Source organism: Caulobacter sp. GW821-FHT09A05 (genome assembly GCF_059418465.1).
The window spans coordinates 14,535-33,356 of the sequence record NZ_JBWKPX010000028.1 but is presented as its reverse complement, the minus strand read 5'-3'; the positions used below and the strand labels follow the sequence as shown (position 1 = coordinate 33,356).

Here is an 18,822-nt window from a genome sequence, read left to right as displayed (position 1 = left end):
AGCATGGACGTCGTCATCGACCTTCGGCCCTCGCGGCCCGAGACCACCGATCTGGTGACCCGCGGCGCGGCGCGGTTCCTGGTGTCGCTGGGCTACGCGCCCTTGGCCGAGGTGACGCTGCCCAACGGCCGGCGGGCCGACCTGATGGCCTTGGGCCCCAAGGGCGACGTGCTGATCGTCGAGGTCAAGTCGGGGCTGGAGGACTTCCGGATCGATCGCAAGTGGCCGCAATATGCGCCCTATTGCGACGCCTTCTACTTCGCGGTCGCGCCGCACTTCCCCGAGGGCGTCCTGCCCGAGGACCCCGGCCTGATCGTCGCCGACGGCTTCGGCGGGGCGGTGGTGCGCGAGGCGCCGGTCGCGCCGCTGGCCCCGGCGCGACGCAAGGCGCTGACCCTGGCCTTCGCCCGGATGGCCGCCTTGCGCGCCGCCGGCGTCAACGCCGAGCGGCTGTCCCTCTAGACTTGGCGCTCCAGGCCTACCGGTCGAAGTTGCGAGCCAGCAGGAAGCCGAACACCAAACCGGCCACGAAGGTCCCGACCGCCAGGGCGACGGGATGCTCCTCGGCCTGCTGGTGGGCGACCTGGGCCTTTTCGGCCGTCCAGGCCTTGCCCACGTCGGCCTTCTCGGCGGCGTAGGCGCGGGCGACCTCGGTCTTTTCGGCCACGGTCTCCACCGCCTTCTCGACGGCGGCCTTGGCGCGCTTGACGCCGGCCTGGGCCTTCGTCTTGGCGGAGGCCTTGGGGGCCGGAGTCTTGATCGTGAAGTCAGTCATGCGAAATCCCGTGGAATGAGGCGCCAACAGCCTAACACGTCGCGCCGCGAAACGTTTCCCTCGTCGGCGCGACTTAGTTGTCGCGCACCACCTTCAGCACCGCCTCGCCATAGCGGTCCAGCTTGCCCTGGCCGACGCCGCCGGCCTTGGCCAGGGCGCCCGCCGTGGCCGGACGCGCCGCGGCGATCTCGGCCAGGGTGGCGTCGTGGAAGATCACATAGGGCGGCACGTGCTGCAGCGCCGCCTCCTCGCGCCGCCAGCTCCGCAGGGCCTCGAACAGGGCCTGGTCCTCCAGCGGGACGGTCAGGGCCTGGCGCTTGCGGGCGGTCTTGCCGGCCCCCGCCCCTCCTCCATTTGGACGGCCCGGGCTGTCGGCGGTCGCCGGCTGCTGGCGCAGCGAGACCAGCCGCTCGCCGCGATAGACCTGGCGCACGCCCTCGCCGTCGCCCAGGCCGATCAGCGGCCGGCCGTCGTTGGGGTCCTCGCGCAGCAGGCCCTCGAACACCAGGGTGTCGATCAGGTCGCGCCAGCCCTGGGGGCTGAACTCCTTGCCGATGCCGAAGGTCGACATGGTCGCCTCGGCCGGGGTGACGTCCTTGGTCTTGCCCAGCAGATGGTCGACCAGACGGCCGCGCCCGAACCGGCCGCCCATCCGGTGGGCGGCCGACAGAGCCTTCTGGGCGGCCTGGGTGGCGTCGACCCCGGTGGGCGGCGAGACGCAGATGTCGCAGACCCCGCAGCGCTCGACCGCTTCCTCGCCGAAATAGCGGCGGACGGCGGCGGCGCGGCAGGTGACGCCCTCCAGCATGGCGTAGAACTGCCGCAGCTTGCGCAACTGCACGGCCTTGACCTCGTCGGGCGCGCTCTGGGCCTCGATGCGGCGCACGGCCCAGGCCAGGTCGGCGGAGCTGTAGAGCGTGATGCCCTCGGCCGGCTGGCGGTCGCGGCCGGCCCGGCCGATCTCCTGCCAATAGGCCTCGATGGCGGCCGGCGGGTCGGCATGGATCACGAAGCGGACGTCGGGCTTGTCGACCCCCATGCCGAAGGCGATGGTCGCGACCATCACCGCCTCGTCGGCCTCCAGGAACTCCTCCAGCCGCCGGGCCCGCACGGCCTTGTCCAGGCCCGCGTGGTAGGCCAGGGCCGGGATCCCCTCGGCGATCAGCTTCTCGGCCAGCTTCTCGGTGGAGTCGCGGCTGCCGGCATAGACGACGCCGGCCCGGTTGGGGCGCTCGGTGACCAGCTCGATGACCCGGTCGTGGCCCTTGCCCTTCTTGCGCTCGGCGTTCAGGGCCAGCTCGTGGCGGGCGAAGCTGTCGACGAACTCGGCCGCGCCCTGCAGGCGCAGTTCGGACCGGATGTCGTCGCGGGTGCGGGCGTCGGCGGTGGCGGTGACGGCCAGGCGCGGGGCGTGGGGGAACACCTCGGCCAGCCGTCCCAGCATCCGGTATTCGGGCCGGAAGTCGTGGCCCCACTGGCTGACGCAGTGGGCCTCGTCGACGGCGACCAGCGACAGGGGAAGGCGCGACAGCCGCTCCAGCATCGACGGCTGCATCAGGCCTTCGGGCGACAGGTAGAGCAGGTCCAGCATCCCGGCGTCGATCCGCCGCCAGATCTCGGCCCGCTCGCCCGGCAGGGTGTTGCTGTCCAGCCGCTCGGCCGCCACCCCGGCCTGCTGCAGGCCCGCCACCTGGTCGGCCATCAGGGCGATCAGCGGCGAGACCACCAGGCCCAGGCCGGGGCGGACCAGGGCGGGAATCTGGTAGCACAGGCTCTTGCCGCCGCCGGTGGGCAGCACGGCCAGGGCGCTGCGCCCGGCCAGCAGTTCGCCGATCACCCCGGCCTGCAGGCCCCGGAAGTCCGAGTGGCCGAAGGTGCGGCGCAACACCTCGCGCGCCGCCTCGAGCGAGGCGGGCGGCCCCGACGGGCGGGACTCGAAGGCGGAATCAGGATGGTCGTACACGGGCGTCTTTTGACAGCGTGGAGAGGCCAGGCCAAGCGCGGCGCCATGATCCGGCCCCCAAAATCGGCTTGAAAGCGGACATCGGCTTCAACGGCCCTGCACGGAAGGTCGCCAGCGTCCTCGCGCCGCGACCGGAAGGCGAAACGAACCATGAACACGCCCGAGGTGCAAGGGGGCGCGCGAGGCGGGTTAAGATGCGTTCATCTCTCGTCAATCTTGTCGCGCCTTCTGTGAGCTTCGGCTAAACGAAGTGCGGCGCGACCCCCGGGGCGACCGCGCGTTTGCGGGATTAAGGACGACATGGCCAACGGTACCTTCGGCGGGAACAAGCCGGCGAAGCCGCAGCGCACGCCCCTGCAGGCGCTGTTCTACTGGACGGTCGTGCTGGGCGTCTGGGGCCTGATCTTCGTCGTCGCCTTCTTCGCGGTGTTCGCCAGCGACCTGCCCGACACCTCCAAGCTGTACGACGTCAAGCGCCAGCCCTCGATCAACTATCTCGACCGCTCGGGGGCCCTGCTGGCCGTGCGCGGCAGCCAGTACGCGCCGCCGGTCGACCTGGACGCCCTGCCCGACTACGTGCCGGCCGCCTTCGTCGCCATCGAGGACCGCCAGTTCTACCACCATATCGGCTTCAACCCCTGGGGCATCGCCCGCTCGCTGATCTGGAATCTGAGCCACGAGGGCGGCCCCCAGCGCGGCGGCTCGACCATCACCCAGCAGCTGGCCAAGAACCTGTTCCTGAGCCCGGCCCAGAACTATCGCCGCAAGGCCCAGGAGCTGATCCTGGCCGTCTGGCTGGAGCTGAAGTTCAGCAAGAAGCAGATCCTGGCCCTCTACATGAACCGGGTCTATTTCGGCGCGGGGGCCTATGGCATCGAGGCCGCCTCGCAGCGCTATTTCAACAAGCCCGCCTCGCAGCTGACCGTCGGCGAGGCCGCCCTGCTGGCCGGGCTGATGAAGGCCCCGGCCCGCTATTCGCCGGTCTCGGCCAGCGACCGCGCCGCCCGCCGCGCCACCATCGTGCTGGACGAGATGGTGCGGATGAAGGCCATCACCCCCGCGCAGCGCGATCAGGCCTTCGCCGAGCCGGTCCGTGTCTCGGCCACCCTGGCCAACCAGCGCGCCCAGTACTTCACCGACTATGTCGACGCCCAGGTGCGCTCGCTCGTGGGCGAACCCACGGAAGACCTTGTCGTCGAGACCACCCTGGACCTGCCGATCCAGGTGGCCGCCGAGCGCTCGGTGCAGACCGGGGTCGAGGGCCACAAGGGCCAGGGCGTGCAGCAGGCGGCCCTGGTGGCCATCGACGGCGAGGGCCGCATCCGCGCCTATGTCGGCGGCGCCGACTACAGCGACAGCCAGTTCGACCGCGCCACCAGCGCCCGCCGCCAGGCCGGCTCGGCCTTCAAGCCGTTCGTCTACCTGACCGCCATGGACCAGGGCCGCAATCCCAGCGTCATGGTCGTCGACGAGCCGGTGAAGATCGGCAACTGGGAGCCCAAGAACTACACCAACAAATATCTGGGCCCGATGACCCTGCAGACGGCGCTGGCCCAATCGATCAACACGGTCGCCGCGCGCCTGGCCAGCGAGGTCGGCACCAGCAACGTCGCCGCCACCGCCCGCCGCCTGGGGATCACCAGCAAGATCCAGCTGGACCCGTCGATGGCCCTGGGCGCGGTCGAGGTCTCGCCGATGGAGATGGCCCAGGCCTACGCCCCGTTCTCGAACGGCGGCTTCCTGGCCAAGGGCTACGGCATCGAGCGGATCCGCACCACCAGCGGCAAGGTCCTGTACGATCACGGCGTCGACAAGGGCCCGCGCGCCCAGGTGATCGCCTCGCCCTCGCTGCAATACATGAACCAGATGATGCGCCAGGTCGTGGACGGCGGCACCGGCACGCGGGCCAAGGTCGCGGGCTACGACATCGCCGGCAAGACCGGCACCACCAGCGACTACCGCGACGCCTGGTTCGTCGGCTACACGGGCGGCTTCGTCACCGCGGTGTGGACCGGCAAGGACGACAACACCTCGATGAAGCGGGTCACCGGCGGCGGCGCCCCGGCCGAGGTCTGGCGCAACTTCATGGCCGCGGCCCTGCCGCGCCTGAAGGCCACCCCCATCCCCGGCGGGGTGATCGAGCCGCCGGCCCCGGCCACGGACGATCCGATCGGCGCCCTGCTGGACCCGGCCGCCGCGCCCGAAGGTCCCGCCGCCGAAACCCCGCCGGCCGGAACGCCGGCGCCCGAGCAACTGCCCTACTGACATCGATCCTCCCGCCACGCGGCCCCCTCCGGAAGCGGGAGGGACGGTGTGTTGACGCCCCGCCGTGCAGGCGTCCTCGGCGTCCTACGCCGAGATCGCGTGCAGTTCCGCCGCATGGGCGCGCAGCCAGCGGCGGTGGGGGGCGGGGTCGCCGGCCAGCTGTTCGCACAGGGCCCAGAACCGCGGGCCGTGATTGGCCTCGACCAGGTGGGCGCATTCGTGGGCGACGACATAGTCGGCCACCGCGAACGGCGCCAGCACCAGCCGCCAGCTGTAGCGGATCGCCGCCGGGTGGCCGGGCCGCGCGGGACGGCACGAGCCCCAGCGGGCCTTGGGGTCGGCGATGGCCACCGAGGGCATGGGACGGCCCAGGGCGGCGGCGTGTTGGGCGGTGCGCTCGGTCAGGCGGACCAGGGCCTCGCGCTTGGCCAGGCGCAGGATGCGCAGGCCCCAGGCGCTGTCGTCGGGCGCGATCAGGGCCTCGTCGGTCATCCTCGGCCGGCCGGGGCCGACCTCCAGCCGATAGGGCTGGCCCAACAGGCGCAGGATCCCGCCGGGCGCGATGACCTGGCGGTTGGGCAGGGCGGCCAGCTGGCCGGCGATCCAGTCGGCCTTCTCGTGGGCGAAGGCCACGGCCTCGGACAACCGGCGGGGGGTCGGGGCCAGGGCCACCACCTCGGACTTGGCCCGGTCGACCCGCAGCGAGATCCGCCGCGCCCGGCCGTCGACCTTCAGCCGCACCGCGCAGCCGCGCACCTCCAGCTGGTCACCGTCGGCGTAGCGCTGCGGGCGGAAAAGATTCATGGTTCCTAGATCGCCCCTGGCGGTGCGTCGCGCAAGAGTCGGGGCGCCTTGGCGACCGCCTGCCGATATCCCCAATCCGTTGTCATCCCGGACAAGCGCTGCGCGCTTTCCGGGATGACAACGGAAGGACGTGTCTAAACCTAGTCCCCGAAGTTCGGGTCGCTCTTGAGGATGAAGTCGCGCACCCGCGGATAGATCTCCTCGCGGAATCGGCGGCCGTTGAACACCCCGTAGTGGCCGACGCCCGGCTGGACATAGTCCTCCTTCAGGGCCTCGGGCAGGGACGAGCACAGGCCGTGGGCGGCCTGGGTCTGGCCGATGCCGGAGATGTCGTCGTTCTCGCCCTCGACCGTCATCAGGCCGATGTCGGTGATCGCCGTGGGGTTCACCAGGCGGCCGCGATGGGTCAGCTGGCCCTTGGGCAGCAGGTGCTGCTGGAAGACGATGTCGATGGTCTGGAGGTAGAACTCCTCGGTCAGGTCCAGCACCGACAGGTACTCGTCGTAGAACTCCAGGTGCTTTTCGGCGCTGTCGCCGTCGCCCTTGACCAGGTCCTGGAAGTAGCGCTGGTGCGCGGCCTGGTGCTTCTCGGCGTTCATGCTCATGAAGCTGGCCAGCTGGACGAAGCCCGGATAGACGCGCCGGCCCATGCCCGGATAGGGCGCGGGCACGGTGTAGATCATGTTCGACTGGAACCAGGTGAACGGTTTTTCCTCGGCCAACTGGTTGGTCACGGTCGGCGACAGCCGCGCGTCGATCGGCGAGCCCATGAAGGTCATGCTGGCGGGGCGCGAGGGATCGTCGTCCTCGGCCATCAGGGCGGCGGCGGCCAGGACCGGCGGGCCGGGCTGGCAGACGGCCACGACATTGGGGCGCGGTCCCAGGGCCGTCAGCATCTGGCGGATGTGGTCGATATAGTCGTGGAAGTCGAAGCGGCCCTGCAGGACCGAGACCTCGCGGGCGTTGATCCAGTCGACGATGAACACCGCGTGGTCGGGCAGGAAGGCCTCGACCGTGCCGCGCAACAGCGTCGCGTAGTGGCCCGAGAGGGGCGCGACGATCAGCACGGCGGGGTCCAGCTGGAACTTGCCGGCCCGGCGCATGTCGGCCATGTCGCGGTCGAACTGGATCAGCCGCGCCCAGGGGCTCTCCCAGACCACGGTGGGACGCACGCGCACGTCGACCTGGCCGACCTTGACCGTGTCGATGCGCCAGTCCGGCTTGCCGTAGCGGCGGGTGACGTTCGAGAACAGGTCGGCGCCCGCGTGGATCCGGCGGCCAAGATCGCTCTCGGCCGCCGGATTCAGGGGCGAACCCCAGAAGTCGCGGGCCGCGCGGGCCGCGAGTCGCAGGGGCGTGGAGGCGTAGAAACTGGCCTCGTGCAGGGCGTAGAGCATGGCGCATCCAGAATGTTGCGATGCAACATAACACGCCAGGGCGGGGGAAAGTACAGCCTTCCGGTAGCGGTACAGCGTCGCGGAAGCGCCAGGCGCTAGCTGCGCCCGTCCATGGCGTCCTTGATCTGCCGCGCGATCTCCTCGGGCGGCAGGTTGTAAGGGATCACTTTGACGAACCGGCCCTTGGGATCCATCAGATAGACCGCCGTGGAATGGTCGACGCTGTAGTCGGGCCCGTCGCCGGCCTTCTTGTAGTAGACGCGATAGGCCTTGGCGGCGGCGGCCGTCTGCTCGGGCGTGCCGGTCAGGCCGAGAATATTTTTCGGCAGGGTCGGACCCGACAGGAAGTCCTTGATCGCCTGCGGCTGGTCGCGGTCCGGGTCGACCGAGATGAAGACGATCTTCAGGTCCTTGGCCTTGGGGCCCAGCTGGTCACTGGCGGCGGCCAGGGCCTGCAGGGTGCCGGGGCAGACGTCCGGGCAGTAGGTGAAGCCGAAGAACACCGCGTTCCACTGGCCCTTCAGGGTCGCTTCGGTGGTCGGTTTGCCGTTCTGGTCGACCAGCTGGAACGGTCCGCCCACCAGGGACGGGGGCGGGGCCTTGTCCAGGACGCCCGACCTGAGGATCAGCCCGCCGGCCAGCAGGACGGCCAGGAGACCCGCCAGAATCGCAAGCAACCGATGACGGGGCATGGGCTTTGAACCTTTCGCTCTCGCCAGGGGAGAATTTCTGGCCTTATGGTGCGACATGGCAGACGCGTCTCTCAAGAATGCGCCGCATAGTTCGCCTCGGTCGGGGCTCGATAAGCCCGACGTCGAGGCGGCGCAAGACGAGGACTGGTCCTGGGCGGGGCCAGGGCTGCGTCGCGGACGCCTGAGGGTCCGCACCCTGATCGCCCAGCGCTGGCTGATGGTGGTCGGCCAGGCGACCGCGGTGCTGGTGGCCGGCCTGGTCCTGGACCTGAAGATTCCCTACGCCCTGTGCTTTTCCCTGATCGCCATGTCGGCCTGGCTGAACGTGCTGATCGGCCTGGCGTTCGGTGGCCAGCGGATGGCGCGCGAGGGCGAGGCCACGGCCCAGATCGCCTTCGACACCCTGCAGCTGGCGGGGATGCTTTACCTGACCGGCGGGATCGTCAATCCGTTCTCCCTGCTGCTGATCGCCCCCGTCACCCTGGCCGCCGCCACCCTGCCGGCCCGGTTCGCCGTGGCGATCGGAGCCCTGGCGGTGGCGGCCTGCCTGGTCCTGACCTTCTTCTACCTGCCCACGCCCTATCCGCCGTCGGCGGGACCGGGACCCGTGCCCGGCGGCCTGACCCTGATGACCATCGTGCTGGCGCGGATCCTGGGGATCGCCCTGACCGGGGCCTACGCCTGGCAGGCGGCGACGGAGTCGGCGCGGATGGAGCTGGCGCTGAACGTCACCGAGACGGTGCTGGCCCGCGAACAGCGGCTCTCGGCCCTGGGCGCCCTGGCCGCCGCCGCCGCCCACGAACTGGGCACGCCCCTGGCCACCATCTCGGTCGTGGCCCGCGAGATGGTCCGCAACGCCCCGGACGAGCAGACCCGCGAGGACGCCGAGCTGATGATCGGCCAGGCGGCGCGCTGCCGCGAGATCCTGGCCCGCCTGACCGAGATGCCCGAGGCCAAGGACGCCGTCCACGAGCGCATCAGCCTCACCCAGCTGGTGCACGAGGTGATCGAGCCGCACATGATCCACGGCATTCGGGTCGAGGCGGTGGTCAACGGCCCGCCGGGCGATTCGGCGCCCGACATCTGGCGGCGGGCCGAGATCCTCCACGCCCTGACGACCATCGTCGAGAACGCCGTCGACTTCGCCCGGGCCGAGGTCATCGTCGTGGCCCGCTTCGACGCCCGCGCGGTGGTGATCGAGGTGCGCGACGACGGGCCGGGCTTCTCGCCCGAGATCCTGGCCAAGCTGGGCGAGCCCTACGTCACGTCTCGTCCGGGGGCGGAGGGCTCCAGGACCGGCCACATCGGCATGGGCCTGGGCTTCTTCATCGCCAAGACGCTGCTGGAACGAACCGGGGCGAGCGTGGATTTCAAGAACGGTCGGCGCGGCGGCGCGGTGGTCGCCGCGCGCTGGCCCAGGTCGGCGCTGGAGGCGCCGGCGATCATCGGGGCGAGCGAGCTGTAAATGAAACACTTGCGACACTCGCGAAATGGGCAACAAGATGGCTCGCTCATGGCCTGGTTGAGTGTCGGCGTGGGAGGCGCTGAAGTTCATGGCGGATATCGGTGAAATGGTCGCGGCTTTGCCCGACAAGTCCCTGCTGCTTCTCGACGACGACGCGCCCTTGCGGACGCGACTGGGTCGCGCCCTCGAACAGCGCGGCTTCGCGGTGACGCTCTGCGCCTCGGTGGCCGAGGCGATGAGCGCCCTGCGAAGTCAGGCGCCCGCTCATGCCGTGCTCGACATGCGCCTGGAGGACGGCACGGGCCTGAAGGTCGTGGAAGCCGTGCGCGACGTGCGTCCCGACGCCAAGGTCATCATGCTGACCGGCTACGGCAACATCGCCACCGCCGTGGCGGCCGTGAAGGCCGGGGTGATCGACTATCTCTCCAAGCCGGCCGACGCCGACGACGTGGCCCGCGCCCTGCTGGCCGCCAAGGACGCCGCCCCGGCCCCGCCCGAAAACCCGATGAGCGCCGACCGCGTCCGCTGGGAGCACATCCAGCGGGTCTACGAGATGTGCGGCCATAACGTTTCGGAGACCGCCCGGCGGCTGAACATGCACCGGCGGACCCTGCAGCGGATCCTGGCCAAGCGGGCGCCGCGGTAGGCTTTACAAGGGCCCTCCCCACCAGGGGGAGGGCTGTCGCCTATGCCCAGGACGGCTGTCATCCCGGACGAGCGCGCAGCGCGAAGATCCGGGACCGGGGCGTGAGCTCAGCGCTTGCGGCGGTCCCGGATCGGCGCCCGGCTTCGCCGAGCTTGTCCGGGATGACAGGTCCTTTCAGAGCAGGTCCATGGGCGAGGGCCCTGCCCACAAGGGAAGGTCGGCGGGTCTCACATCGCCGAAATGCCGCCGTCCAGCTTCAGCTCGGCGCCGGTCATGAACTTGCTCTCGTCGCTGGCCAGGTAGAGCACGGCGTTGGCGATGTCGTCGGGCTCGCCGATATGGCCCAGCGGGATCTGCCGGCCCAGCTTGGCGTGGGCCTCCTCCTTGCCCAGGCGCTGGCTGAGCGGGTCGAGGATCGGCGTGTCGATGAAGGTCGGGTGGATCGAGTTGGAGCGGATATCCAGCCCCATCTTGGCGCAGTAGAGGGCGATGTTCTTGCTCAGCAGCCAGACCCCCGCCTTGGAGGCGTTGTAGGCCGGCGAATTGTGGTTGGCGATCAGGCCGGCGATCGAGCTGATGTTGATGATCGAGCCCGGCTGATGGGCGCGCATGTATTTCAGGGCGTGCTTGGCCCCCAGGAAGACGCTGTCGACATTGATCGACATGATCTTCTTCCAGAGGTCGAACTCCATCTGCTCCAGCGGCTTGTCGCCCGCGACGCCGGCGTTGTTGAGCAGCACCGAGATGCCGCCCATGGCGTCATTGGCCTTTTCCAGCGCCTCGACCCACTGGTCTTCCCGGGTGACGTCCAGTTCGAAGGCGAAGGCCACGCCCGCGCCGTGGGCGGCGTTGATCTCGTCCGCCACGGCCTGGGCGCCGGCGAAGTTGATGTCGGCGAGGCTGACCTTGGCGCCTTCCCGCGCCAGGCGCCGGGCGGCCGCGGCGCCGAGTCCCTGGGCTCCGCCGGTGATGAAGGCCTTCTTGCCGGCGACCCGGCCCGTGCTCTGCGCCATTCTTGGCGTCCTCCCGATTATAATTCAAACAATAGTTTGAACCGGAAGCGGGGCGGGTGAAAGGGGGAAACGATCGATCCGCGAAAGGCCTCCCCCTGCCCCTGTGGGGGAGGTGTCGGCGAAGCCGACGGAGGGGGGAGTGATCGGCAGGCGCCACAGACCGGGTCGACGATCCTAAAACTCCCCCCACCGATCGCTGCGCGATCGCCTCCCCCTGTGGGGCAGGGGTATCGCATATGCCTCAAAACGGTTGTCATCCCGGACGAGCGCGCAGCGCGAAGATCCGGGACCGGGGCGTGAACTCAGAGCTTGCGGCGGTCCCGGATCGGCGCTCGGCTCTGCCGAGCTTGTCCGGGATGACAGGTTTTTTCAGAGCAAATCCATATGCGACAGCCCTGCCCACCGGGGGAGGGCCCGGGCGTCAGGCGCTCGCCGCCGAATCCATGAACCGCGCCATGGTCACGTCCAGGTCGCTGACCCCGTCGGCGTCGTGGGTGGTCAGCACCACCTCGACCCGATTGTAGACATTGAACCATTCGGGATGGTGGTCCAGCTTGTCGGCCATCAGAGCCACGCGGGTCATGAAGCCGAAGGCGGCGTTGAAGTCGGCGAACTTGAAGGTCTTGCCGATCGCATCCTTGCCGGACACGGCGGCCCAGCCCTCGAGCTGGGAAAGGGCGGCGGCGGCGCCGATCTTGGCGGGACGGGACATGGCGGCTCCTGCGCGGATTCCAGAAGGGGATTTCCGCCAGTCAGAACGCCAAACCGGTCGCCGCCGCAAGGTCCTCCAGCGCCTGGTCCTCGGTCGTGACCTTGATGGCGGTCATGCCCAGGGCCGCGGCCGGCTTGCAGTTGACCCCCAGGTCGTCGAGATAGACGCACCGCTCGGGCGCCACGGCCAACCGCTCGCACATCATCCGGTAGATGCGCGGATCGGGCTTGCGCACCCCGGCCTTGGAGCTTTCGATCACCGCGTCGAACCGGGCGAAGATCGCGGCGACGGCCTGGGCCTTTTCCGACGTGTCGGCCATGCCGGTCCCGTGCCCGGTCACGACGTTGTTGGTGATGCAGCCGACCTTGAACCGCGCCTTGCAGGCCTCCAGCGCCGCCACCACCCGGGGCCGCACCTCGCCCGACAGCAGCGGCAGCACCTCGGCCCCGCGCAGCGGATGCCCCAGGCGCGTCGCCTCCTCCAGGAACATCGCGTCGAAGGCCGCCGCGTCGATCGCGTTGCGCTCGAACAGCGCCCAGGCGTTGGCGTCGGGATCGGCGGCGTTGACCCGGCGGATGAAGTCCGCGGGCAGGCCGCGCTCGGCCTCGAACCGCCGGAAGGCCTCGAACGGCGAGGTGGTGAACACCCCGCCGAAATCCCAGATCACCGCCTCGATCGCCATGCGCGCCTCAAACATCTGTTTGACCCGACGCTAGGGGGCCGAGGCGGTCCTGGCAATCGTCCCAGAATCTTCATGGCCACGCTCGCGTCGAAGGCGAAAGCGGGCGAAACCTGACGTCGGCTCTGGTTTGTTAACCTTCTGGAGTTCTCGCCATGATCCGCCGCCTGCTTCCGTTGCTCGCGCTCGCCGCCGCCCTCTGCGGCGTCTCGACCGCCGCCTCGGCCCAGGCCTGGCCGGGCGAGTGCGTCACGCGGCGGGTCACCGGCCCGGGCGGCGCCTACCGCTGGGATCGCGTCGAGTGCGAGGCCCACGCCGGCGCGAGCGACTTCGATCGCTGGGGTGGCCGGCCGCTGAACGTGGTGGTCGGCCCGCCGGAAGGCCCGCTGCTGGGCGACCGGTATGGCGGCTGGCGCCCGGCTCCCGGCTATCCGGCCTACGACAGCGGGCCCTACCGGGATCGTCCCGTCCCCTATCCGGCCTACCGGGTCGCGGGCCGGGACGTGGACGGTTTCCTGGTCTGGCCCGGCAAGCTGCCGTAGCGACTCAGGTCCTGGCCCGGGGCTTGCGGGGGCGGGGGCCGCACGCCTCAATCCGGGACGGGGGATCCTCCACTATGCGCAGGCCGAGCAAACCGCTCTTCGAGATTTACGAGATCGTCGCGATCGCCGCCTTCGTGCTGGCCGCGATCGGCGTCGGCGGCCTGAGGCTGATCCACTAGGCCCCCCGGGGGCGACTTCGGGACACAAGGACCCGGTCCGCGCGTTGTGGACGGGTATCTGGAGGTTCCGCCCTGACGACGCTCGCTCCCGACCCGCCGCCCAGCCTGACCGCGCGCCTGCGCGGCCTGCCGCCGCGCGCCCGCTGGGGGATGATCGGCGCGATCCTGCTGACCGCCGCGATCGTCGTCTTCCTGGTCGTCTTCGACTGGAACTGGTTTCGCGGCCCCGTGGGGCGCTTCGCCTCGGCGCGGCTGAACCGCGAGGTGGTGATCACCGGCGACCTGCGGGTCCATCCCTGGTCGCTCTCGCCCAAGGCCGAGGCCCTGGGCGTCCGCATCGCCCAGCCCGACTGGGCGGCCAAGGCCGATCCCAAGGGCTCGCCGCCCGGAACCCCCATGGCCAAGGTCGACCGCATCGCGGTGCAGATCAAGCTGCTGCCCCTGCTGAAGGGCGACGTGATCCTGCCGCTGCTGGCCGTCGATCGCCCCGACGTGCGCCTGCTGCGCGAGGCCTCGGGCCGCGCCAACTGGACGTTCGGCGATCCCAACGCCCCCCGAAAGCCGCTCAAGCTGCCGGCCATCCAGCACTTCATCATCAACGACGGTCAGCTGCGCTACGAGGACCAGCAGCGCGACATTCTCTTCCTGGGCACGGTCAGCTCCAACGAGCAGGCCAGCGACGACGGGCGCGGCCGGTTCGTGCTGGAGGGCAAGGGCCAGCTGAACCGCTCGCCATTCACCGCCATGGTCACCGGCGGGCCCCTGCTGAACATCTCGCCCAACCGCCCCTATCCGTTCGACGCGCGGGTCGACGCCGGCTCGACCCACGTCACGGCCAAGGGCGACATCACCAAGCCGTTCGACCTGGGCCGGTTCGAGACCCAGCTGACCGTGTCGGGCGCCGACCTGAACCGCCTCTACGCCCTGACCGGCCTGGCCCTGCCCAACACCCCGCCCTACCGGATCAGCGGGCGCCTGACCCGCAAGGGCGAGCGGTTCGACTTCAACGGGTTGAGCGGCCGGGTCGGCGACAGCGACGTCTCGGGCGACCTGTTCGTGCTGATGGGGCGCGAGCGGCCCTATCTGGAGGCCGAGCTGCAATCGCGCCGCCTGGACTTCGACGACCTGGGCAGCCTGGTCGGCGCGGCGCCGGCCACGGGCCGGGGCGAGACCGCCTCGGCGGGCCAGAAGGTCGAGGCCGCCCAGCGCGAGGCCACCCGGCGCCTGCTGCCGGACGCCACCCTGCAGGTGGAGCGCGTCAAGGCCATGGACGCCAAGGTCAAGTACCGCGCCCTGGCGGTCAACGCGCCGAACCTGCCGCTGAAGAAGGTGCGGGTCGACCTGACCCTGGAGAAGGGGGTGCTGACCCTGGACCCGCTGGCTTTCACCTTCTCGCGCGGCGACCTGGCCGGGAAGGTGCGGCTGGACGCCAATCCCAAGACGCCGCGCACCGATCTCGACATGCGGCTGACCAACGCCAAGCTGGAGGACTTCATCCCGATCCAGAGCGGCGGCAAGCCGGCCATCGAGGGCGGGGTGATGGCGCGGGCCAAGCTGACCGGCTACGGCAATTCGGTGCATCGCGCCGCCTCGACGGCCAATGGCCAGGTGACGGTGGTGTCGCCCCGGGGCGAGATCCGCCAGGCCTTCGCCGAACTGCTGGGCGTCAACGCCTCCAAGGGCCTGATCCTGCTGCTGAGCAAGGACAACCGCGAGACCAGCGTCCGCTGCGCCGTGGCCGACTTCGGCGTCAAGGACGGGATCATGACCTCCAACCGGATCGTCGCCGACACCGGCGTGGTGCTGGCCAAGGGCAAGGGGACGATCGACCTCCGGAACGAGCGCTTGGACCTGAAGATCAACGGCGACAGCAAGAAGCCGCGCCTGGTGCGGCTGTTCATCCCGATCACCATCAAGGGTCCGCTCATGGCGCCGAAGGTCGGCCTGGAGACCGGCGGCGCGGTGGCCCAGGGCGGCGTCGCCGTCGCGCTCGGCAGCCTGCTTTCCCCCCTGGCCGCCATCCTGCCGTTCGTCACCGGCGGCGAGGCCAAGGACGCCGACTGCGCCAGCCTGGTCGCCGAGGCCCGCAGCGACGGCGCTCCGGTCAAGGTGGCCCAGACCACACCGGCCAAGCCCAAGAAGAAATAGGACGGGTCGCGGTCGGGGCCAAAGTGCGTTGCAGAAGAGACACGCGCCGACACGGTCGGGGTTTCCGGAACATGTCAGGGGATGACGGGTTTCGAGGATGCGGTAGGATCAACCACCACTCCACCATCGGCGGTTTTATGTCCGAGATTGTGTTCGAGGCGCGGGCCTAAGGCTCCGAACCTCCGCCTCACCAGATGAGGTTCGTCAGCTGATCAGGCCCCGATCCGTCCGCGTGTCCCGCCCGGACGTGACTTCGTCACGTCCAAATCTTTGAGGGCGAGCCTCCGAAGGAGGCTCTGGCGCGCGTTCCCACGCCTCGATCCCGGACAGCTTTCCTTGAACATCTCCAAGCCGCAGCAACGCACGCTGCACGCGCTGGCGCAGGGCGCCCGCATCGAACTCCTGCGCGACGACAGGGGCCGCGTCGTCGGCGCCGACTGCATCACCGGCGAGGGCTGGCGCCTGAGCGACTGCACCCTGGCGGTCTTCAAGGCCCTCAAGCGGCGGCGCTTCATCGCCAGCACCGGCGGCGGGCCCTACCGCATCACGCGGGAAGGCGCGGCGAACCTGCGCGCGCAGGTCGACAACCGGGTGACCGCGCGGGGCTGGTGACGCGGGACCGGCCCTATCGGGGCGCGCGGAAGAAGAACACCTTCGCCGCCCCGTAGTCGCGGGCGTCGAGCCGCTCGAAGCCGGCGGGCGCGGGGTCGGGCTCGTCGCGGCCGCGCTCGAACATCACGATCGCGCCTGGGGCCAGCCAGTCGCCGGCGACCAGTCCGGCCAGGGCCTTCTCGCCCAGGCCCTTGGCGTAGGGCGGGTCGAGAAAGGCCACGTCGAACGGCGCGCCGACGCTGCCGGGGCGCGGGCCCAGGTCCGTGGCGTCGCGCCGGTGCACGCGCGCCTGGCCGAACAGGCCGAAGGCTTCCATGTTCTCGCGGATCGCGCCGCGCGCGGCGTCGTCGGTCTCGACGAACAGGCAGAAGCCCGCCCCGCGTGACATCGCCTCCAGGCCCAGGGCCCCGGAGCCGGCGAACAGGTCGATCACCCGCGCGTCCCGCAGCTCCGGCGCCCAGGTGGCGTGCTCGAGGATGTTGAACACCGCCTGCCGGGCCCGGTCCGAGGTGGGGCGGGTGGTGTCGCCCGCCGGGGTGGCGATGGCCTTGCCGCGGTACCGGCCGGAGACGACGCGCACGATCAGGCTTCCGCCGTCTGGACGGCCGGGGTCTCGACCTTCCGGGCCACCAGGCGGTTGACGACCGAAAGCCCGGCCACGACCAGGGCCATGCCCAGCCAGCCCCATGGCGTGCCGGTGATGATGCCGAGGAAGGTCAGGCTGCACATCAGTCCGGGCAACAGGGCCACGCGCAGCAGCACGTAGATCTTCTCGATCGCAGGCATGGGTTCCGACAGGTTCCCGAAGAAGGCGGCGTAGCCCCAGGCCACGGCGTGGGCCAGGCCGATGGCGGTCACCAGTCCGACATAGACGAGCGCCGCCGACGCCGAACCGCTCTCCCACAGCAGTTCGGTGGCCAGGGGCAGCAGGGCCAGCAGGCCCAGCATCATCAGGTTCAGCACGTCCAGGACGCCGTCGGCCCGGCGCAGGCGCGAATAGGTGCGGCGATGGCTGATCCAGTAGATGCCCACGACGGCGAAGCTGACGGCGTAGGCCATCAGCTTGTGCTGCATCCGCCCGAACAGGTCGGCCACGCCATGCCAGTGCTCCGGCGGATGGATCTCGATGGCCAGCAGGGTGATGGCGATCGCGAACACCGCGTCCGAGAACAGGATCAGGCGGTGCAGGTGCTGTGCTTCCTTGTGGGTGTTGTCGATCATGCGCGCCCCGCTTCCTGCCCCGATGTGTGCCGCGCGCCGGCGATCGCGGCAAGTCGCGTGTCGCGCCGCTTGCGTCGCGCGCGCCGAACGCCTAGCGATGAAGCGGGGCCAGGATCGGAAACAGTGGTGCTAGCAGAGCTTCGACGGTCGCCGTTCCTGGACGATCTGACGCCGGCCGACCGGCGCGTCGTTCCCCTGCTGCTGACCCTGCTCATCGGGGTGGTCGCGGCCCTCCTGGCGGCGGTGATCTGCGGCATCGTGGTGTTCGTGGCCTTCGCGATCGCCGGCGGCGGGGTCGAATCCACCGAGCGGCTGATGACCGCCCTGGGCCAAGGCCAGGCGCCGGCCGGCCTGACCCAGGTGAGCTTCGTCCTGACCCTGGTGGCGGCCACCAATGGCGGCATGGCCCTGGCCTTCGTCGGCGTGGCGGCCCTGCTGCACCACCGGCGGCTGCTGTCCTATTTCAGCGCCGCGCCTCGCTTCCGCTGGCGGCTGACCTTGCTGGGCCTGGCGCTGTTCGTCGCGGTGATCGGCCCCATGGTCCTGGTCTCGGCGGCGCTGGACCCCAAGGCGGCGGGCGCGCCGATCCTGGCGATCAGCCCCGGCCTGTCCGGCCGGTTGACCTACGCGGTCATGGTGGTGGTCCTGTTCCTGGTCGCCGCCGCCGCAGAGGAACTGGTCTTCCGGGGCTGGCTGGCCAAGATCGTCGGCGCCTGGTTCCCCGACCCACGCGTGGTGCTGGTGCTGAGCGGCCTGCTGTTCTCGGCGATCCACTTCGATCCCAATCTCGACGCCTTCCTGATGCGGCTGGCCATGGGCGTCGGCCTGGCCTGGATGACCCTGCGCCTGGGCGGGATCGAGTTCGCCGTCGGGGCCCACGCGGCCAACAACATCCTGATCCTGCTGTTCGTCCAGCCCATGGCGCTGAAGCCCGAGCCACCGCACGCCTTCCCGCCCGAGACCCTGGTCATCGCACCGCTGATGCTGGCCGGCTATGTGGCCCTGGCCGAGATCGTGGCGCGGTGGGCGCCGCTGCGCCGCTGGACCCGGCTGGCCGCGACCTGACGCTCAGGACCACCGCAGCGGCGGCGCCTGGTCCTTCAGGGCCAGCAGGGCCGCGCGCAGCCGGGCCATGAAGGCGGCGCGGTCGCCGTCCCAGCCCAGCGGCTGGCCGACCAGCACCGCGCAGTTCAGCGGGGCCGGGATCGCTTCTCCCTTGGGCAGGACGCGGCCCGCGCCCTGGATCCAGACCGGCGTCACCGGCGCCTCGGGAAAGGCCTGGGCCAGGCGCGCCACGCCGCCCTTCAGCTGGCCCAGGTCGTCGCCGTCGCCGCGCGTGCCCTCGGGAAACACCACCACGATGTCGCCGGCCGCCAGGGCCGCGCGGGCCGGGGCCAGGACGTCTTCCCCCGCGCCCGCCTTCAGCCGGGCCACCGGCACGATGCCGATCACATGGCGCGAGAACCAGCCGATCACCGGGTCGCGCAGGAAATAGTCGGCCGCCGCCACGGGCCGCACCCGGGCCACGGCCCGCGACGGGAAGATCGCCAGCAGCAGCAGGGTGTCGACATGGCTGGAATGGTTGGCCGCGACGATGGCCGGCCCCTTCAGCGGCAGGCGCTCGCGGCCGGTGACGTCGGCCCCGGTCAGGAACAGGGCCAGGGGACGGGCCACCAGCACCAGCAGCAGGAAGCGCAGCCAGCCCACGG

General features: G+C 70.4%; 19 protein-coding genes. 8 read left to right on the top strand and 11 right to left on the bottom strand.

Annotated features, from left to right (window positions below; translation table 11 throughout):
* Positions 1-3: 3 nt before the first annotated feature.
* Complete coding sequence (gene mmcB, locus AC07NX_RS21010; protein ID WP_494644466.1) at positions 4-462, top strand: DNA repair putative endonuclease MmcB; 459 nt, start codon at positions 4-6, stop codon at positions 460-462.
* Between the two features lie 16 nt (positions 463-478).
* Here mmcB and AC07NX_RS21005 read toward each other — a convergent pair whose 3' ends face one another.
* Both AC07NX_RS21005 and recQ read right to left on the bottom strand, forming a co-directional pair.
* Entirely contained in the window at positions 479-775 is a 297-nt protein-coding gene (locus AC07NX_RS21005) for a hypothetical protein (RefSeq protein ID WP_145686471.1), read from the bottom strand.
* Between the two features lie 73 nt (positions 776-848).
* Positions 849-2,738, bottom strand: coding sequence for a DNA helicase RecQ (gene recQ, locus AC07NX_RS21000; RefSeq protein WP_494644465.1), 1,890 nt, complete (start codon positions 2,736-2,738; stop codon positions 849-851).
* 300 nt (positions 2,739-3,038) lie between these two features.
* On the opposite strand from recQ, the gene AC07NX_RS20995 reads away from it, so the two are divergent.
* Complete coding sequence (locus AC07NX_RS20995) at positions 3,039-5,003, top strand: transglycosylase domain-containing protein (protein ID WP_494644463.1); 1,965 nt, start codon at positions 3,039-3,041, stop codon at positions 5,001-5,003.
* An 84-nt stretch (positions 5,004-5,087) separates the two neighbouring features.
* Here AC07NX_RS20995 and AC07NX_RS20990 read toward each other — a convergent pair whose 3' ends face one another.
* The 3 genes from AC07NX_RS20990 to AC07NX_RS20980 all read right to left on the bottom strand — a co-directional run bounded on the left by AC07NX_RS20990 (position 5,088) and on the right by AC07NX_RS20980 (position 7,896).
* Positions 5,088-5,807, bottom strand: coding sequence for a YgjP family zinc-dependent metalloprotease (locus AC07NX_RS20990; protein WP_494644462.1), 720 nt, complete (start codon positions 5,805-5,807; stop codon positions 5,088-5,090).
* A 140-nt stretch (positions 5,808-5,947) separates the two neighbouring features.
* Complete coding sequence (locus AC07NX_RS20985; RefSeq protein WP_494644460.1) at positions 5,948-7,204, bottom strand: polyhydroxyalkanoate depolymerase; 1,257 nt, start codon at positions 7,202-7,204, stop codon at positions 5,948-5,950.
* 95 nt (positions 7,205-7,299) lie between these two features.
* Positions 7,300-7,896 carry an SCO family protein gene (locus AC07NX_RS20980; protein ID WP_494644458.1) on the bottom strand — a complete coding sequence of 199 codons (597 nt, stop codon included), beginning with the start codon at positions 7,894-7,896 and terminating at the stop codon, positions 7,300-7,302.
* 55 nt (positions 7,897-7,951) lie between these two features.
* Here AC07NX_RS20980 and AC07NX_RS20975 point away from each other — a divergent pair, with 55 nt between their 5' ends.
* Positions 7,952-9,361: an ActS/PrrB/RegB family redox-sensitive histidine kinase gene (locus AC07NX_RS20975; RefSeq protein WP_494644457.1), complete on the top strand. Its 1,410-nt coding sequence runs from the start codon at positions 7,952-7,954 to the stop codon at positions 9,359-9,361.
* Between the two features lie 88 nt (positions 9,362-9,449).
* Positions 9,450-10,007 carry a stationary phase response regulator transcription factor SpdR gene (gene spdR / locus AC07NX_RS20970; RefSeq protein WP_018061492.1) on the top strand — a complete coding sequence of 186 codons (558 nt, stop codon included), beginning with the start codon at positions 9,450-9,452 and terminating at the stop codon, positions 10,005-10,007.
* 227 nt (positions 10,008-10,234) lie between these two features.
* Here spdR and AC07NX_RS20965 read toward each other — a convergent pair whose 3' ends face one another.
* The 3 genes from AC07NX_RS20965 to AC07NX_RS20955 all read right to left on the bottom strand — a co-directional run bounded on the left by AC07NX_RS20965 (position 10,235) and on the right by AC07NX_RS20955 (position 12,414).
* Positions 10,235-11,020, bottom strand: a complete 786-nt coding sequence (locus AC07NX_RS20965) for an SDR family oxidoreductase (RefSeq protein WP_494644455.1) — start codon at positions 11,018-11,020, stop codon at positions 10,235-10,237.
* 421 nt (positions 11,021-11,441) lie between these two features.
* A complete protein-coding gene (locus AC07NX_RS20960; protein ID WP_494644453.1) occupies positions 11,442-11,732 on the bottom strand; it encodes a 4a-hydroxytetrahydrobiopterin dehydratase in 291 nt (96 codons plus the stop codon).
* A gap of 40 nt (positions 11,733-11,772) precedes the next feature.
* Positions 11,773-12,414 carry an HAD-IA family hydrolase gene (locus AC07NX_RS20955; protein ID WP_494644452.1) on the bottom strand — a complete coding sequence of 214 codons (642 nt, stop codon included), beginning with the start codon at positions 12,412-12,414 and terminating at the stop codon, positions 11,773-11,775.
* Positions 12,415-12,566: 152 nt separating this feature from the next.
* On the opposite strand from AC07NX_RS20955, the gene AC07NX_RS20950 reads away from it, so the two are divergent.
* The 3 genes from AC07NX_RS20950 (at position 12,567) to AC07NX_RS20940 (ending at position 15,892) form a co-directional block, all read left to right on the top strand.
* Positions 12,567-12,953: a hypothetical protein gene (locus tag AC07NX_RS20950; protein ID WP_494644450.1), complete on the top strand. Its 387-nt coding sequence runs from the start codon at positions 12,567-12,569 to the stop codon at positions 12,951-12,953.
* 329 nt (positions 12,954-13,282) lie between these two features.
* Complete coding sequence (locus AC07NX_RS20945; RefSeq protein ID WP_494644448.1) at positions 13,283-15,280, top strand: AsmA family protein; 1,998 nt, start codon at positions 13,283-13,285, stop codon at positions 15,278-15,280.
* Between the two features lie 336 nt (positions 15,281-15,616).
* Positions 15,617-15,892 (top strand): YjhX family toxin, encoded by a 276-nt coding sequence (locus AC07NX_RS20940; RefSeq protein ID WP_494644447.1) that lies wholly within the window; start codon positions 15,617-15,619, stop codon positions 15,890-15,892.
* Positions 15,893-15,905: 13 nt separating this feature from the next.
* On the opposite strand, the gene rsmD is transcribed toward AC07NX_RS20940, so the two are convergent.
* Entirely contained in the window at positions 15,906-16,472 is a 567-nt protein-coding gene (rsmD, locus tag AC07NX_RS20935) for a 16S rRNA (guanine(966)-N(2))-methyltransferase RsmD (protein WP_494644445.1), read from the bottom strand.
* 2 nt (positions 16,473-16,474) lie between these two features.
* A complete protein-coding gene (locus tag AC07NX_RS20930; protein WP_494644443.1) occupies positions 16,475-17,113 on the bottom strand; it encodes a TMEM175 family protein in 639 nt (212 codons plus the stop codon).
* Positions 17,114-17,239: 126 nt separating this feature from the next.
* Between AC07NX_RS20930 and AC07NX_RS20925 the strand changes: the two genes are divergently transcribed.
* The gene (locus AC07NX_RS20925; protein ID WP_494644441.1) at positions 17,240-18,178 is read left to right on the top strand and encodes a CPBP family intramembrane glutamic endopeptidase; all 939 of its coding nucleotides are present in this window, start codon (positions 17,240-17,242) and stop codon (positions 18,176-18,178) included.
* A 3-nt stretch (positions 18,179-18,181) separates the two neighbouring features.
* Here the strand turns inward: AC07NX_RS20925 and AC07NX_RS20920 are convergent, their stop codons facing one another.
* The gene (locus AC07NX_RS20920; protein ID WP_494644440.1) at positions 18,182-18,820 is read right to left on the bottom strand and encodes a lysophospholipid acyltransferase family protein; all 639 of its coding nucleotides are present in this window, start codon (positions 18,818-18,820) and stop codon (positions 18,182-18,184) included.
* Positions 18,821-18,822: the final 2 nt, after the last annotated feature.

Bases quoted from the DNA above. Each gene is read 5' to 3' on its own strand.
- mmcB (WP_494644466.1), top strand. From the start codon at position 4: ATGGACGTCGTCATCGACCTTCGGCCCTCGCGGCCCGAGACCACCGAT.
- AC07NX_RS21005 (WP_145686471.1), bottom strand. From the start codon at position 775: ATGACTGACTTCACGATCAAGACTCCGGCCCCCAAGGCCTCCGCCAAG.
- AC07NX_RS20995 (WP_494644463.1), top strand. From the start codon at position 3,039: ATGGCCAACGGTACCTTCGGCGGGAACAAGCCGGCGAAGCCGCAGCGC.
- AC07NX_RS20990 (WP_494644462.1), bottom strand. From the start codon at position 5,807: ATGAATCTTTTCCGCCCGCAGCGCTACGCCGACGGTGACCAGCTGGAG.
- AC07NX_RS20985 (WP_494644460.1), bottom strand. From the start codon at position 7,204: ATGCTCTACGCCCTGCACGAGGCCAGTTTCTACGCCTCCACGCCCCTG.
- AC07NX_RS20980 (WP_494644458.1), bottom strand. From the start codon at position 7,896: ATGCCCCGTCATCGGTTGCTTGCGATTCTGGCGGGTCTCCTGGCCGTC.
- AC07NX_RS20975 (WP_494644457.1), top strand. From the start codon at position 7,952: ATGGCAGACGCGTCTCTCAAGAATGCGCCGCATAGTTCGCCTCGGTCG.
- spdR (WP_018061492.1), top strand. From the start codon at position 9,450: ATGGCGGATATCGGTGAAATGGTCGCGGCTTTGCCCGACAAGTCCCTG.
- AC07NX_RS20965 (WP_494644455.1), bottom strand. From the start codon at position 11,020: ATGGCGCAGAGCACGGGCCGGGTCGCCGGCAAGAAGGCCTTCATCACC.
- AC07NX_RS20960 (WP_494644453.1), bottom strand. From the start codon at position 11,732: ATGTCCCGTCCCGCCAAGATCGGCGCCGCCGCCGCCCTTTCCCAGCTC.
- AC07NX_RS20955 (WP_494644452.1), bottom strand. From the start codon at position 12,414: ATGGCGATCGAGGCGGTGATCTGGGATTTCGGCGGGGTGTTCACCACC.
- AC07NX_RS20950 (WP_494644450.1), top strand. From the start codon at position 12,567: ATGATCCGCCGCCTGCTTCCGTTGCTCGCGCTCGCCGCCGCCCTCTGC.
- AC07NX_RS20945 (WP_494644448.1), top strand. From the start codon at position 13,283: ATGATCGGCGCGATCCTGCTGACCGCCGCGATCGTCGTCTTCCTGGTC.
- AC07NX_RS20930 (WP_494644443.1), bottom strand. From the start codon at position 17,113: ATGATCGACAACACCCACAAGGAAGCACAGCACCTGCACCGCCTGATC.